Here is a 13951-nt window from a genome sequence, read left to right as displayed (position 1 = left end):
ATGGTATTGGTTCATGGTTTTACTTTTGGCGAAGCAAATTATAACCCTTTACCATGCCGTTCAAAAAACCACCACGAAAGATCAACAGTCCCTAGTTGTGAGAATGATTTTTGTCGTATCTGTCACAAAGCCGACAACTTGTCTCATGCTCTCATTATTGTTTCACTTTAATTAATTGATTTTAAATAGTTTTTATTTTGGTTCGTGATTTGCAACACATGACGTAAACCAGTTTTGAAGGAGCGAACGTGATTGTAGCAACCGAACACGCTAAATCTTACCTGCTGCGTCTGGCTCAGGATTATCCAGAGCGAGGATTGCGATTCTACGGGGTTGGAAATCGTTGTCAGGGGATTAGTGTAAAAGCTAAGTTGCGCACTCATTGTGAGCTTGATGATCGCCAGGAAAATCTCGATGGATTGACGATTTGGATTAGTGCTGATTTGCTCAAACAGGTGGTTTCAATTCAGCTTGATATTGAATTTGCTGCCAATGAACCGGCACTGGTCATTAAACCAAAACTGGCAGAGTGTGCGTGTTCAAGCCCAGAGTGCAATTGGCGCCAAATGGACACCGCTATCAACCAATAAGGAGCTTGTGATGTGGAATTATTCCGAAAAAGTAAAAGATCATTTTTTTAATCCACGAAATGCCAAAGTGGTCGAAAATGCAAACGCCGTCGGCGATGTAGGCTCACTGAGTTGTGGCGATGCGCTGCGTCTGATGTTGAAAGTTAATCCGCAAACAGATGTGATTGAAGATGCTGGGTTTCAGACGTTTGGCTGTGGTAGTGCCATAGCCTCTTCTTCGGCATTAACGGAGATGATTATTGGTCACACCTTAGCAGAGGCCAGTAAAGTCACGAACCAAGATATTGCTAAATATCTCGATGGCCTTCCTGCTGAAAAAATGCATTGTTCAGTGATGGGGCAAGAAGCGTTACATGTTGCGATTGCTCAATTTCGTGGTGAAACCATCGAACAACATGAGCAAGAAGAGGGAGCGTTAGTTTGCCGCTGCTTTGCGGTAGATGAAGGCATGATCACCCGCGCGGTTCGAACCAACCATCTCACTACCTTAGCCGAAGTGGTTAATTACACCAAAGCGGGGGGGGCTTGTGCTAGCTGCCATGAAAAAATCGAAGCGTTGTTGGCAAAAATCAAGATGGAAGATGAACAACCTGAAGTGGCAACTGGAAAAGCAACCACAACTGCCGAAACTCATCCTGAGATTGTCGTTGCCAATAAACAGGATCAAAAAACGTTGGCTGCTGTTGCCAAAGTGGTTGAAAAATTACGTCCTTCTCTGCAGGCCGATGGCGGCGATATAGAACTGGTTGGTGTGCGCGGCAATGAAGTTGCTGTCATGCTCTCGGGGAATTGTCAGGGCTGCATGATGACTGACATGACTCTTGGTTGGTTATCTCAGCAATTGATGGAGCAGTTAGGCCATTATTATCGGTTAGTCAACGTTGCTATGGAACCATCAGCACAAACTGCGTAACAGGTTAAAGGAGAATGATATGTCTGGAATTTATTTAGATAACAATGCGACAACTCGAGTTGATCCGGTCGTTCTTGATACCTTGATGCCTTATTTTAGTCAGTATTATGGTAATCCATCATCGATTCATCAGTTTGGTGATGAAGTTGAAAAAGCGCTAGTTGTAGCTAGAGCTCAAGTTCAATCGCTATTGGGTGCTGAATTTGATAGTGAAATTATTTTTACCTCTTGTGGAAGTGAGTCAGATAATACGGCGATTCGTAGCGCAATTACTGCTTATCCAGAACGTCGTGAAATTATTACAACGGTTGTTGAACATCCTGCTGTTTTGCAGTTATGTGAGTATTTAGAGCGCGAAGAAGGCTATAAAATTCACTATTTACCGGTGGATGGCAAAGGCCGATTGGACTTAGAGCAATATCAACAATTGCTGAGCGAAAATGTCGCAATTGTAAGCATTATGTGGGCAAACAATGAAACCGGAACCATTTTCCCAGTCGAAAAAATGGCAACTATGGCCAAAGAATTTGGCATTGTTTTTCATACCGATGCGGTTCAAGCAGCAGGAAAAGTTGCCATTAATCTTAAAGATACGGATATTGACATGCTTTCGATGTCCGGACATAAAATTCATGCACCTAAAGGTGTGGGAGTTTTGTATGCTCGTCGGGGATTAAAATTCCGGCCTTGGTTACGCGGTGGCCATCAGGAACGAGGTCGCCGAGCAGGCACAGAAAACACCACTGGAATGATTGGTATTGGTAAAGCCGCTGAATTAGCTGAAATGCATCTTGGTACTCTCTCAACTGAAGTCGCCAGATTACGCGATAAACTCCAACAGGGCTTAACTACGGCGATTAGCCATTGCTATGTGACTGGCGATGTTGAACATCGCACGCCAAATACACTGAATATTGCGTTTGAATATGTTGAAGGTGAGGCGATCCTTTTGATGTTAAATCAATATGGTATTGCGGCCTCTAGCGGTAGTGCTTGCACCTCTGGTTCGCTGGAACCATCACATGTGATGCGGGCGATGAATATCCCGCAAACAGCAGCCCATGGCAGTATTCGATTTGCACTGTCGCGTTATACCCGTGAACGCGAGATTGATAAAGTTCTAGAAGTTTTGCCACCTATTATTGAGCGGCTTCGAGCAATCTCTCCATATTGGCAGCAACAAAATAGCGGAAGTGACTTTATTCCTGCATTTGGCTAGGCGGAGAAGGCCATGGAAAATGCTTTAATCGTAAATGATACAACGCTTCGTGACGGAGAACAGGCGCCTGGCGTTGCCTTCAGTCGAAATGAAAAACTCAAGATTGCTAAATTGCTAGTTGAGTTGGGTGTTGAGCAGTTAGAAGTGGGGGTCGCTGCAATGGGCTCAAGTGAACAACAGACCATTCGGTTGATTCGCAGTTTGTGTCCTTCGACCAGCATGATGGTGTGGAGCCGTTTGCTTAGCAGTGATATTCAAGCTGCCGCTTCATTGGACGTTGATTGGATTGATATATCGATACCAGCTTCGGTGCAGCAGCGCCAATTTAAACTGCATTTGAGTTTCGAACAGCTTAAAAGCCAACTGAGCAAAAGTATTGAGCAAGCTTTAAAACTAGGACTTCAGGTCAGCATCGGCTTGGAAGATGCGTCCCGAGCAAAAGTTGATGAGCTGCTTGATGTGATAGCTGTGGCACAGGATTCGGGTGCCAAACGGGTTCGCTTTGCCGATACGGTCGGTATTTTAGACCCATTTAGTACCCAGCAATGGATCGGTATTATTAAAGCCAATAGCTCGCTTGCTGTTGAGATGCATGCGCATGATGATCTGGGAATGGCAACTGCCAATACTTTAGCTGCGATTCGCTCAGGCGCAACTAGTGTGAATACGACGGTTTTAGGCATTGGTGAGCGGGCAGGAAATGCGCCATTAGAAGAGATTTTGATGGTGCAATATCAGCAATCGCAATTATCTAGCCATTACCAATTAGCAATGCTCCCTGAGATTTGCGAGTACGTCAGCAAAGCTGCCAATCGGTCGATTGCAAAAGGAAAGTCGATTGTTGGCGATGCGGTATTTACCCATGAATCAGGTATCCATGTTGCGGCTATTTTGCAAGATCCTAATAATTATCAGGGAATTGACCCGGCGATCTTGGGTCGTGAGCATCAACTGGTTATCGGTAAACACTCTGGTCGTCATGCGTTGCAGTGGGCGTATGAACAATTGGGAATTAAACTTGATGATGCGCATTTTCAAGTGATTTTACCTGAAGTTCGGGTTTGGGCAGAGGCTCATAAACGGCCAATGACTAACGATGATTTACTAGCGCTATATAACCGCCTAAGTGGGCATTCTGGGAGGCTAAATGCAGTGGTTTAATCAAATTCCGGGTGTCGAAAATTTAACTACAGGACAGGAGTTTTTTGACTTTTTCCATGTCAGCTATGAAATCGAGCGGTTAAACGGGCGCCAACTTCATATTTTAAAAGACTTTAATCAGCGCATTGCAAATGTTGCACATGTACAAGCGGATGCCGCATTTGCAACTGCCGGTGAGCTACTCTCGCAAGCCTATCAAGCTCAGACGCAAGAACAAATAGCCAGCCACTCACCACTGGCAGTCTATCAACGGCTGCGTCCTAGCCGAGTGAGTTTCAGTTCTTTAGTGGAGGATGACGATGAGTAACAATGCATTTTCTATTGGAGATGAGGTTCGTGCTATTAAACGCGTTTATAACGATGGTAGCTTTCCCAATGCAGAACGAGGCTCGCTGATTGTCAAAAAAGGCACCATTGGTGAGGTGCGTGAAATGGGTGTGTTTTTACAAACAGATGTTATTTATAGTGTGTTTTTCCCTGAGTATGGTTATGCGGTTGGGATGCGTGAGAATGAGTTACTGGCAGGCTCTGAGCCATGGTGGCCAAGTCGGTTTGAATTTAAGCAGAAGGTTCGCACCCTCTGTGGCTTAAGTGTGAAAGGGCAATTACGTGTTGAGCACGGTGCGGTTGGCCAAATTCTGCGCGTTGAACGTGATGAGCAGAATATTCATTATCAGGTGAATTTTGGTGATGATAAATTATATCTGATTGGTGAGTCATTGTTAGAGGCTGCTGATGAATCCAGTTAATATCGAAGCAAACTTACGTTATCCTCTCTTGCGTTATTCAATGGAACGTTATCATTGCTTGCCTCAGCAGTTATCTTCTGATCAATATCAGCAATTAATGGCGCAGCTGCAAAAGGCCCAACTGATTGAGCAACGCGTTGCTAAGCAGAGTCAAAGTGAAATTAGTTCTGGGCAAATCAAGTGTGCTTTGAATCAGCTTGTGGGTCTGTTTGAGTCCAAGGATGATTATAAAAAGGCGCGGCATTATCTTCACCTTGATGAATCGTTATTAAGAAAAAGCCTAGCTCAAACGCTCAAAGCTGATGCTGTATTGGTCGAGATCAGTGCTTCAGTAAGTGAACCTTCAAATGATGAATTAATGCTGTTTTACCAAGAACATCCAGAGCAATTTGAACAAGCTGAACGGGTCACCTTGAGCCATATTTTGCGGATCACGGATGATACTCAAGAGCAAAGCCGATTGGAGAATCTTTTGCCTTGGATGGAGTCGCTTGCTGACGAGTTGAGCCAACATCCAGATCGTTTTGCGGATAAGGCGCTGCACTATTCTGAATGTCCATCGGCGTTAAATGAAGGCAAATTGGGAACTCTGACTCGAGGCCAGCTTTATCCTGCACTAGAGCAGGTGGCATTTAAGCTAAATGAATCGCAAATGAGTCGCCCCGTCGAATCGCCCATGGGGTTGCATATTCTCTGCTGCGAAGCTCACCACCCAAGCCAAAAGCTAAGCTTTGAAAGTATTCGAGATAAATTATTCGAGCAGTTATTAACTGCTCGACAGAAGCAGGCACAGCGGCAATTTATTAAAAAAGTTCTGAGTTAGCGGTTCCCTATATATCAGAGTGAATTTTACCATTCACATGGTACTTTCAAGAAAAGGGACTTAAAATTTTTTAGCAAGTTTACCTGCTGCTACTGAACATGAGCGCTTAACTTAGTGAGGACATGAGTATAACCGCTAGGAGCATGTTCAAAGGCTTGAGTCTGATATAATGTCGAACCAAGCCTTAGAATTTATTTAACCGAAATACCCAATTTTAAGGTGTCATTTCATAAAGTAACGTTGAACCGCTTAAGGGTTTAAAGGCGGCAACTCTCCTTTTTGATGCTTAGTAGAAGCGGCTTGACGTTTAGTCTTGTTGATCCGCTCTAAATAACTGACGCCATCCCAGGGTTCTTCACTATTATCAGGATGCCAAGCCATAGCAGCTAGTTCTGCTAACAATGGTTTGAGACGTTCTTGAGTCAACGGATCCTGATGAGCGAGCCATTGACGCAGTGCGCGTTCTGCCTGTTTGCTCTGACATGCTTTAGCCGCATTCTCAAATCTGTGCCAAGAACTAGACTGTTCTGTGTTGCTTTCATCTGGTTGCGGCTTTAATTGGTGCGGTACTGATTTCTTGCCCAAATAGTAACCCAAAAGCTCTCGGCTCACCCAAATAAGACAGGTCACGACCCATACCCAAAACCACAGATGCCCTTGGTGAGAGTTGCTCTTTGCTGCGCTAGCAGAACTGGCTGTCAATGTTTGGTTAGGGGCGTTCTTATCACTGGACAATGGTGCACCAGCTACATTGGCAACATTCAGTGTGATTGGCTTAATTTTGCTGTATTGCACTGTTTCTTCATGGGTGTTCCACCAAGTTAATGTGGGACCTTTAATTGTGTATTTTCCTGAATGGGTTGGGATGATGGCTATGGTATAGCGCCGTTGTGCGTAAAAATGATCGTCTTTAATAAATAAGTGGTCGACTGGTTTCTCCGGATAGACTCTGAGTCCGGATGGATAATTAAATTTCAGTTTTGGTAATTGTGCAATGCCTGCACCTTGAGCCGTGATTGTAATGGTACGGGTTATCGCTTGGCCAACTTTTGGATTGCTATTCTTAGGGGATAATTGATCATCAATTGTTACCTTCTGTGCCCCTAGCCAAGGTTGTTGAAATCCGTGGGGAATCGCCTGAATTCTTATTTTTTGACTTGCTCCTATGACATCGACAGGTTCTTGGTTCATTCCAAAGGAAGGATCGACGATCCCCGCACTACCGCTTAATTCAGGGCCTTTAATCGTTAACTCTCCGGCTTTTTCAGGCGTAATTAACCAGTAACGAGTGAGGGTTTGGTAACGTACACCATCGATAATTTCACGTTGCTGCTGATCTTTGCCAATTCGTTTAATTTTGGCATTTTCGGCGGTTGGCGGGTCAAAATCTGCATTCGAGAGGCTGGTTGCGACTAGTACTTTTGCTTTATACAGTAATGATTGTCCTACCCAAGCGGATGAGGCCAGTAATTGGGTTTGAACTTGTACTTTTTGCTGAAGCTTGTTTTGTCCATGATAAGCAACGGCTTTAAAATGAATAGGTTGGGTCTGATTTGCGGCAATGGATAATGCTGGAATGATATAATCACCTGGCGTTCTTACCAGCAAAGTGGTTACCCATTGGGTTTGACGAGTGACTTGTCCATTAATACTGTTAATTTGTCGACTGGTGGACGTCGGCCCCACGATAAAGCCATGATGTAACAATTTTGAACGATCAAATTCAGAAGAGGACAATGAGGCATTTGCTGTAACGGTCAGTGTAAATGCTTGACCCGTATAAACAGGATTTTGGCTGATAGTAGCGTTAACATCTTGGCTAGCAGCTTGTGCGGTCGCTACAAAAAAAATAAATGCAAAGATAATATAACGAATCACCAGTTTTCCTCCGTAGCTTGATGTTGACCCTGCTGACGCTGGTACTCCATCTGCATCTGATTTTTTAGCAAAAGGCTGGGATCATTTGGAATTTGATTCAGCCATTGTTTAAGCTGTTTCTGATCCAAATGATGTTTCTGTTGTTTTTCTGTAGGACTGCTTTGTCGATACATAGACTGCTCTGCATTGGGTTTGTGATTGTTCGTTTTACCTGATGCAGTAACAGGCTGCTCTTTTTCTTTTTGCTGTTGATTTTTACGAGCAGTCTGCGAGTTTAATGATGAATTAGCTTGGTTATGCGAGGCCTTTTGAGTAGCAGCTTGTGCCTGAGCAGCATTATGATCAGCCCCAGAGTGTTTCGCGCCCTGTTTTTGTGGCGTTTGCTTGGAGCGATCTTTCCCTTTGCCACCTTGTGAGTGGTTATGCGCATTTGTTTTTTTCGTATGCTGATTGGCTTTATTATTATTTTGTTGCTGTTGCTGTTGCTGTTGCTGTTGCTGTTGCTGTTGCTGTTGCTGTTGCTGTTGCTGTTTTTTCAGTAGGTGTTCGATAAGCTGCTGATTATCTCGTGCTTGTTGCAATTTCGGATTTTTACGTAGGGCTTTTTTATATGCATCGAGAGCTTTTGCGTATTGGCCTAATTGAGCGTATGCATTGCCTTGGTTATATAAACCGGATGCCGAGTCATCTTTTTTAAATTCATCCAATGCTTTTTGGTAGTCACCTGCTTTATACCAAGCACTCGCTTGCCATTTGGGATCTTTAAATAATTTCGCGGCCTTTTGGTAATGCTTCTCTTGAAATGCCGCATTGGCTTGTTGTGCTTGATTTTTAAATAGGCTCTCTGCATTGGCATTAGGGGTTGGAATATTCAGTAACAAAACCAATGCAATCAGAGAACTTTGTCGAAAGCGGAACAGCCACAAAACTAAAAGCGGTAAAATCAGCCAATAGCCGACATCTGCCCACTGTAATTGTTTCGATTGCGTTTGTTTACCTTTATTACTGTGATCTAAATGGCTCAGTTCTGTGATATGCATGATGTCTTGGTCGTCAGCTCTGATCCATTGACACAAGCCACCGGTTGATTTACAAGCTGGGAGCATATTTTTAAGCTGGACTTTGGAAATGACCACATTGCCTTGACTATTTTTTAATAACTGTCCATTTGCTAACGGAATTGGCGAGCCTTGTGGTGTGCCAACAGCTAAAAATGAGAACCGATAATGATGATTTTTAAGTTCCGTAGCAATACTTTGTTGACTTGATGCATTTGTGCTATCGCCAATGACGACAATATCGCCATTTTGGTAACCACTTTGCTTTAATAACTGGATGGCTTTTTCAACACCAGCTTTCAAGTTTGAACCTTGAACTGGCATGATTGACGGTTTGAGATGCGGAATGAGATTTGCCAGCGTTCCACTATCGCTACTAATAGGGCTAACGATAAAGCCTCCTCCGGCAAATGCTACTAGCCCTGTTTCACCGCCGTGCCATTGTTTGATTAAATCCAGTGCCTTATAACGTGCAATGCTTAGTCTATTGGGTTTAACATCGGTTGCTAGCATAGAATTAGACATGTCTAAGACTAACACACGGGCGTCGCCACCACTGACGGCAGTCAGATTTCTTTTTTGGATGCTTGGTCCAGCGAGGGCAAGGCAGCTAATGATCAACCATGACCCTAAGATCCAAGGCCAATCGCGGCGTTTTTGATTGGGCTTAGTGGTTAATAAGTAGTTTGAAATCGCTGGTGGCAAAATATTGGACCATCCCTGCTGAGCGTGTCGACGATAGTGCCAATATAACCAGAACAAAACGATAGGAATGAGCCAAAGCCATTCAATACGAGCAAAGTGAATCGGCATTAATTTCTCCTTCCTAAAAACTGTTGAGCCAATGGAGAGATTAATACCAAGAGTATGGCCGCTAATAAGGGCCAAAAATAAAGCTCTTGTTTAGGCCGATAATATTGTTTTTTGCCTTTAATGGGTTCTAACTTATCCAGTTTTTTATAAATTTCAGCCATTTGTTGACTACTTGCTGCTCGAAAATATTGGCCATGAGTCATGCTAGCTATCTGTTTTAAAAGTTTTTCATCTAGATCTTGAGATGGATTAAATGATTGCATCCCAAATAAAGTAGGGGTAGATAGGTGTTTAGCACCAATCCCAATTGTATAAATGGTCACATGGTTATCTTTAGCTACTTTGGCTGCTTGGAGTGGATCAACAACCCCGGCGGTGTTTTGTCCATCGGTAAGTAAAATTAGTACGCGCTGTTTGGCTGGAACTTGAAGTAGTTCTTTGACCGCTAGGCCAATCGCTTCACCTATAGCCGTCTGATTGCCGACCAAGCCTTGTTGCATTTGTGAGACATAGTGCTGGACTGTCGTCGTGTCATAGGTCAACGGTGACTGTAAATAGGCATGATCAGCGAATAAAATGAGGCCTAGTTGGTCTCCTTTGCGTTGTGCGACAAATTGTCCCAATAGGTGCTTGAGTGCAACGAGTCGGGAAACACGCTTGCCATTTAAGCGCATATCTCGGATCTGCATACTGCCGGATAAATCAACGGCGATCATCATATTGCGCCCTTGATGAATAATAGGCACGGTGGCACTGCTAAGCCACTGAGGTCGGGCTGCAGCTGTTAGTAATAATAGCCAAATAAGCCACTTTAACCACCATAATGACGCTCTAGGTGGTGCTTTTCGCTCAGTGATCATATAGGGCAAACTATAATTGTAAATCGACTGAGTCTGTTTAGGGATCGCACGAAATAACCATTGGATAAGAAGCGGCAGCGGCGCTAAAAAAAGCAGCGGCCACCAAGCAAATGTGATGTTATCCATGACGCCTCCAATGGTGGATTCGGGCATGTTTTAACCACTGACAAGCAGCGGCTATTTGTTGCTTGGATGCCGGGGAAGAGTTGCGATAGAGGTCTTGAATAAAATGATTAATAAGCTCTTCATCAAAGTAATTTTTACGGGTTTGCGCATTTAAAAATTCAAACCAAGCTTTGCCACTTAGAGACGCAACTTGGGCGCGTGGGTAGTAAGCTAAAGCGGTGCGTTTTAGGAGTTTATTGAGTTGGTCTAAGTGAATAGGGTGATCTTTGAATTTTTTGATTTCAGCCAATGCGAGCCTTTTTTGTTTTCCTGAGCGCCAGTAGCGCCAGAGTAGATATCCAACTACCACCAAAAGTGCGCTCACCACGACTATGACAATCCACCAACCAAGCGCGAGTGGTCCTGTTTCTAGCTGAGAAGGCAGAATAATATTTTTTAAACCGGTTAAGGGATTAGAAGTAGTCATGCCACTCCTTAGCTGTAGAGAGCGAATGAGAGGCTAACCGATACTTAGAAAATATGTGGTTTAAGTGATCTTGTCGTTGCATTGCAAGTTGCCGATATTTTTGAACGAAGCTTTTTTGTGCTAGAGGCAAAATACCCTGCTGCTGATTTTGGATGACTGCAAGCGATTCGAATTGGTTGTCAGGCAGATCAAACTCCAGTGGATCTGTAATCTGCCAAAGTGTTATTAGATGATGTTTCATTCCCTGCTGTAAATAGCTCAGCTCAGTTTCATTATAATGATAAAAATCACTAATAATATGAACTGATGCACCGGTGGGAAGATGCATTAGCAAGTCTTGCAGATTATGTACTTTCAGCTCAATCTCTGAAAGTTGGTTGAGCTGCTGCTGATAGCTTTCACATAAGCGCTGTAACAAAGCCAACCAGTTGGAACGCGTGTGAACTAAATCTGTGTATTCGGGATGTTGGCCGAGCAGTTGTAAAGCGGTTCGCTGGTGTTTATCGATAGTGCTCCAACCGATAATCGCGGCCAGTTCACACGCCATCATTGCTTTAATTTTATTTCCCGAACCAAAAAACATACTGGCATTGAGATCAACAGCAATAACGACAGGCCTGTCGCGTTCTTCGCGGAATACTTTACTATGTGTTTTCCCTGTTCGAGCTGTAACTCGCCAGTCGATATGGCGAATATCATCCCCCGCTTGATATTGTCGAACTTCGTCAAATTCCATACCGCTGCCACGATAGCGACTCAATAGGTGACCGGCCTGCTGAGAGAGTGTCAGTTCATTACGGCGCAGGGATTTAAAATGGATCAAACGACAATCTAACAATTGGTCGAAACTTAGCTCGATTGGAGAGGGGCGTTGTAATTGATACATCTAAGCCACACTCACATGCTCTAACAGTCGTTGGATAACCATATCCGGAGTTACGCCCTGTGCGATAGCCTGATAACTTAATAGCACCCGATGGCGAAGCACACTATGGGCAAGTTTTTGAATATCATCAGGGGTGACAAAATCTCGGTCTTGCAAAAACGCATATGCGCGAGCACTGCGGGCAAGGGCGATGGTAGCACGAGGGCTAGCGCCATATTCAATCCAGTTGGCTAAAGAGCTGTCGTATCGTTCGCTGTGGCGAGTGGCGATGATCAAGTCAACAATATATTGTTTAAGCGCTGGTGCTAAATGAACTTGCATGAGCGCATCGCGCAATTGAAAGAGCTGATCTTGAGTCAGCGGCGTTGGTTTCGTGATAGTGCGATGTTGTGCTTCAGCATCATTGAGCTCTAAGATTGCTAACTCTTGTTCACGATCAGGATAATCGAGCTCAATTTTAAATAAAAACCGGTCTAATTGGGCTTCGGGTAAAGGATACGTTCCTTCTTGCTCAAGCGGGTTTTGGGTGGCCATTACCATGAATAATCTGGGTAATTTATAGGTACGTTGACCGACGGTAACCTGATTTTCGGCCATTGCCTCGAGCAGGGCCGATTGGACCTTAGCCGGGGCTCGGTTGATCTCATCGGCGAGTAGTAAATTATGAAAGATTGGGCCTCGTTGAAAGGCAAAATCGTTCGTTTGCATACGAAAGATATCGGTCCCCGTGACATCGGATGGCAGGAGGTCTGGCGTAAATTGAATCCGCTGAAAATTACCGTCAATGATGTGCGAGAGCGCTTTAATTGCTCGAGTTTTAGCTAATCCGGGTGGGCTTTCAACCAGTAAATGACCGCCACAAAGCAGAGCAATTAATAATTGTTCGATGAATTCTGACTGCCCTAAAACCTGTTGGTTTAAATAGTGGCGTAACGACGTAAGTTGTTGGCGGGCCATCGTATCCTCATACTTAATATAATTATTGGTGATTGTTATGTGTTATCTCATGGGGTGCGGGTAAGAACGTTTTGTTCTGATTTTTGTTATCCGCACGGTCTTTTTCTTCATAGCACAATAGGCTAGAGAAAAAATCGTCAAAGTTTCAACATCATTCAATACACATTTTTTCAGTCACGTAAACCTGCAGAGACTTTATCCAAGACAACAGGAAAACGCAAAAAGTTCAACTTAATCGAATAGATGGATAATTTTGCTGCAATGATCCATTGTAAAAATTGCCGCTGGACGGCAAATGTTTGCCGATTGCGCCGCTTTTTTCGTCGAAAAATAGGGTCGGAGGCCGTTCTCATAAGGGAATAAGAAGTTGGCTTGGTGTTTGCAATATGTATGCTGTCAACAGTAGATGAAGCGAATCAAATACTGTTGGGGATGACTTTTTGGCTAAAATCCAGGCATTGGAATTAAAGCTTTTCGTGAGCTGGTCGATAAGTCGGTTAGACCCTGAATGGAGGATGGATAATGCCTATAGGAAGTGCTACTGGAGCGAATCAAGGCATCAGACAGGACCAACTGCATGGGCTGACAAAAGCCGCTGCTAAACCTCATGTGTCGCCATCGCAAAGTCAGAAAGATGCGATGGTCGGCCGTGATTTTAGCTTTGACAAGTTAGATCCCAAGCAGTCCCCATCCGGCAGGGGCGCCTCGTCACCTGCAACGCATGTGACGTTGTCCAAATCATCGGACGCGAAGGATAGTCAGCCACTGACATACAGTAAGAACGCTATATATAGTTCTAAACCTTATACTCCGCCAGCGCAGGATGCGAAAACTAAGGTTGAGGGTAAGGATGCAACGGGAAAAAGTGACGGGAAGAATAACCTCAAGTCATTTGCTTCTGGAGCGTTAGGGCTTGATAGTGCGACGCCGAAAGAAAAGGACAGTGACTCATATCAAGTGGGTCAATTCTTAAAAGCGGCTGCTACTGTTGGTGGCATGATCGCATTGTTTGTCTGATGAATTAAATTATCCGGATGAGTTTATGGGGGCTAAGCCCCCTTTTTCATTTCGAAAACAGAGCGTTTTAGCCGATGAAGCACCATGATGTGAATTGGCAACAGAATAGATACTGAAGATAAAACAAGAAACTGGTCGGCGTGAGAGGATTTGAACCTCCGACCCCTTCGTCCCGAACGAAGTGCGCTACCAAACTGCGCTACACGCCGTAAATACAGCGCTATTTTTCTCCTATTTTTTCTTAAGTGCAAGGGAAAATAATGGTAAATCATTTAGTTGGTTAAATATTGACAGATCTAGGACGCGCTCTAAAAGGCAGAGCCGTTTTGCTTGAATGATGTCGTGTCTTTGTTCTAAAACGTTTAAAACTCTCATTATTAAATCGGTTATCTCTTCGTGGTTCAGTAATTTGGTATAAACTTATCTGTAATTATT

14 protein-coding genes and 1 tRNA gene are annotated in these 13951 nt (G+C 43.9%); 8 read left to right on the top strand and 7 right to left on the bottom strand.

All coding sequences use genetic code 11. From position 1 onward, the window contains the following. Positions 1-248: 248 nt before the first annotated feature. Genes EV690_RS00745 through EV690_RS00715 form a run of 7 tightly spaced genes read left to right on the top strand, consistent with a single transcriptional unit; the run spans position 249 to position 5455 of the window. Positions 249-590 (top strand): hypothetical protein, encoded by a 342-nt coding sequence (locus tag EV690_RS00745; protein WP_131911022.1) that lies wholly within the window; start codon positions 249-251, stop codon positions 588-590. A 10-nt stretch (positions 591-600) separates the two neighbouring features. After that, positions 601-1503, top strand: a complete 903-nt coding sequence (nifU, locus tag EV690_RS00740) for a Fe-S cluster assembly protein NifU (RefSeq protein ID WP_131911021.1) — start codon at positions 601-603, stop codon at positions 1501-1503. Positions 1504-1522: 19 nt separating this feature from the next. Further along, positions 1523-2722: a cysteine desulfurase NifS gene (gene nifS, locus EV690_RS00735; protein WP_131911020.1), complete on the top strand. Its 1200-nt coding sequence runs from the start codon at positions 1523-1525 to the stop codon at positions 2720-2722. Positions 2723-2734: 12 nt separating this feature from the next. Beyond that, positions 2735-3883 (top strand): homocitrate synthase, encoded by a 1149-nt coding sequence (gene nifV / locus EV690_RS00730; protein ID WP_131911019.1) that lies wholly within the window; start codon positions 2735-2737, stop codon positions 3881-3883. Next, positions 3870-4190, top strand: a complete 321-nt coding sequence (locus EV690_RS00725) for a nitrogenase-stabilizing/protective protein NifW (RefSeq protein WP_131911018.1) — start codon at positions 3870-3872, stop codon at positions 4188-4190. Before nifV ends, EV690_RS00725 begins: the two co-directional genes overlap by 14 nt. Further along, on the top strand, positions 4183-4632 hold the full coding sequence (locus EV690_RS00720) for a nitrogen fixation protein NifZ (protein ID WP_165872616.1): 450 nt from the start codon (positions 4183-4185) through the stop codon (positions 4630-4632). Before EV690_RS00725 ends, EV690_RS00720 begins: the two co-directional genes overlap by 8 nt. Next, entirely contained in the window at positions 4619-5455 is an 837-nt protein-coding gene (locus EV690_RS00715) for a peptidylprolyl isomerase (RefSeq protein WP_131911016.1), read from the top strand. The genes EV690_RS00720 and EV690_RS00715 overlap by 14 nt, the downstream gene beginning before the upstream one ends. A 249-nt stretch (positions 5456-5704) precedes the next feature. Here the strand turns inward: EV690_RS00715 and EV690_RS00710 are convergent, their stop codons facing one another. Genes EV690_RS00710 through EV690_RS00685 form a run of 6 tightly spaced genes read right to left on the bottom strand, consistent with a single transcriptional unit; the run spans position 5705 to position 12499 of the window. Then, positions 5705-7333, bottom strand: a complete 1629-nt coding sequence (locus tag EV690_RS00710) for a BatD family protein (RefSeq protein ID WP_165872615.1) — start codon at positions 7331-7333, stop codon at positions 5705-5707. Further along, complete coding sequence (locus tag EV690_RS00705; RefSeq protein WP_131911014.1) at positions 7330-9204, bottom strand: vWA domain-containing protein; 1875 nt, start codon at positions 9202-9204, stop codon at positions 7330-7332. Before EV690_RS00705 ends, EV690_RS00710 begins: the two co-directional genes overlap by 4 nt. Further along, entirely contained in the window at positions 9204-10190 is a 987-nt protein-coding gene (locus tag EV690_RS00700) for a vWA domain-containing protein (RefSeq protein WP_131911013.1), read from the bottom strand. The genes EV690_RS00705 and EV690_RS00700 overlap by 1 nt, the downstream gene beginning before the upstream one ends. Beyond that, positions 10183-10656: a DUF4381 domain-containing protein gene (locus EV690_RS00695; RefSeq protein ID WP_131911012.1), complete on the bottom strand. Its 474-nt coding sequence runs from the start codon at positions 10654-10656 to the stop codon at positions 10183-10185. Before EV690_RS00695 ends, EV690_RS00700 begins: the two co-directional genes overlap by 8 nt. Then, positions 10643-11542 (bottom strand): DUF58 domain-containing protein, encoded by a 900-nt coding sequence (locus EV690_RS00690; RefSeq protein ID WP_131911011.1) that lies wholly within the window; start codon positions 11540-11542, stop codon positions 10643-10645. The genes EV690_RS00695 and EV690_RS00690 overlap by 14 nt, the downstream gene beginning before the upstream one ends. After that, a complete protein-coding gene (locus tag EV690_RS00685; RefSeq protein WP_131911010.1) occupies positions 11543-12499 on the bottom strand; it encodes an AAA family ATPase in 957 nt (318 codons plus the stop codon). A 522-nt stretch (positions 12500-13021) separates the two neighbouring features. On the opposite strand from EV690_RS00685, the gene EV690_RS00680 reads away from it, so the two are divergent. Continuing rightward, positions 13022-13516 (top strand): hypothetical protein, encoded by a 495-nt coding sequence (locus tag EV690_RS00680; protein WP_131911009.1) that lies wholly within the window; start codon positions 13022-13024, stop codon positions 13514-13516. A gap of 132 nt (positions 13517-13648) precedes the next feature. Here EV690_RS00680 and EV690_RS00675 read toward each other — a convergent pair. Beyond that, positions 13649-13725, bottom strand: a tRNA-Pro gene (locus EV690_RS00675). Between the last annotated feature and the right edge of the window lie 226 nt (positions 13726-13951).

Source organism: Celerinatantimonas diazotrophica (genome assembly GCF_004339545.1).
GTDB lineage: Bacteria > Pseudomonadota > Gammaproteobacteria > Enterobacterales > Celerinatantimonadaceae > Celerinatantimonas > Celerinatantimonas diazotrophica.
The sequence above is the reverse complement of the archived record's forward strand: the minus strand, read 5'-3'. Positions and strand labels throughout refer to the sequence as shown.

Coding starts and splice junctions, on each gene's coding strand:
- nifV (WP_131911019.1), top strand. CDS start 2,735: ATGGAAAATGCTTTAATCGTAAATGATACAACGCTTCGTGACGGAGAA.
- nifS (WP_131911020.1), top strand. CDS start 1,523: ATGTCTGGAATTTATTTAGATAACAATGCGACAACTCGAGTTGATCCG.
- EV690_RS00695 (WP_131911012.1), bottom strand. CDS start 10,656: ATGACTACTTCTAATCCCTTAACCGGTTTAAAAAATATTATTCTGCCT.
- EV690_RS00700 (WP_131911013.1), bottom strand. CDS start 10,190: ATGGATAACATCACATTTGCTTGGTGGCCGCTGCTTTTTTTAGCGCCG.
- EV690_RS00725 (WP_131911018.1), top strand. CDS start 3,870: ATGCAGTGGTTTAATCAAATTCCGGGTGTCGAAAATTTAACTACAGGA.
- EV690_RS00705 (WP_131911014.1), bottom strand. CDS start 9,204: ATGCCGATTCACTTTGCTCGTATTGAATGGCTTTGGCTCATTCCTATC.
- EV690_RS00715 (WP_131911016.1), top strand. CDS start 4,619: ATGAATCCAGTTAATATCGAAGCAAACTTACGTTATCCTCTCTTGCGT.
- EV690_RS00720 (WP_165872616.1), top strand. CDS start 4,183: ATGAGTAACAATGCATTTTCTATTGGAGATGAGGTTCGTGCTATTAAA.
- nifU (WP_131911021.1), top strand. CDS start 601: ATGTGGAATTATTCCGAAAAAGTAAAAGATCATTTTTTTAATCCACGA.
- EV690_RS00685 (WP_131911010.1), bottom strand. CDS start 12,499: ATGGCCCGCCAACAACTTACGTCGTTACGCCACTATTTAAACCAACAG.
- EV690_RS00690 (WP_131911011.1), bottom strand. CDS start 11,542: ATGTATCAATTACAACGCCCCTCTCCAATCGAGCTAAGTTTCGACCAA.
- EV690_RS00680 (WP_131911009.1), top strand. CDS start 13,022: ATGCCTATAGGAAGTGCTACTGGAGCGAATCAAGGCATCAGACAGGAC.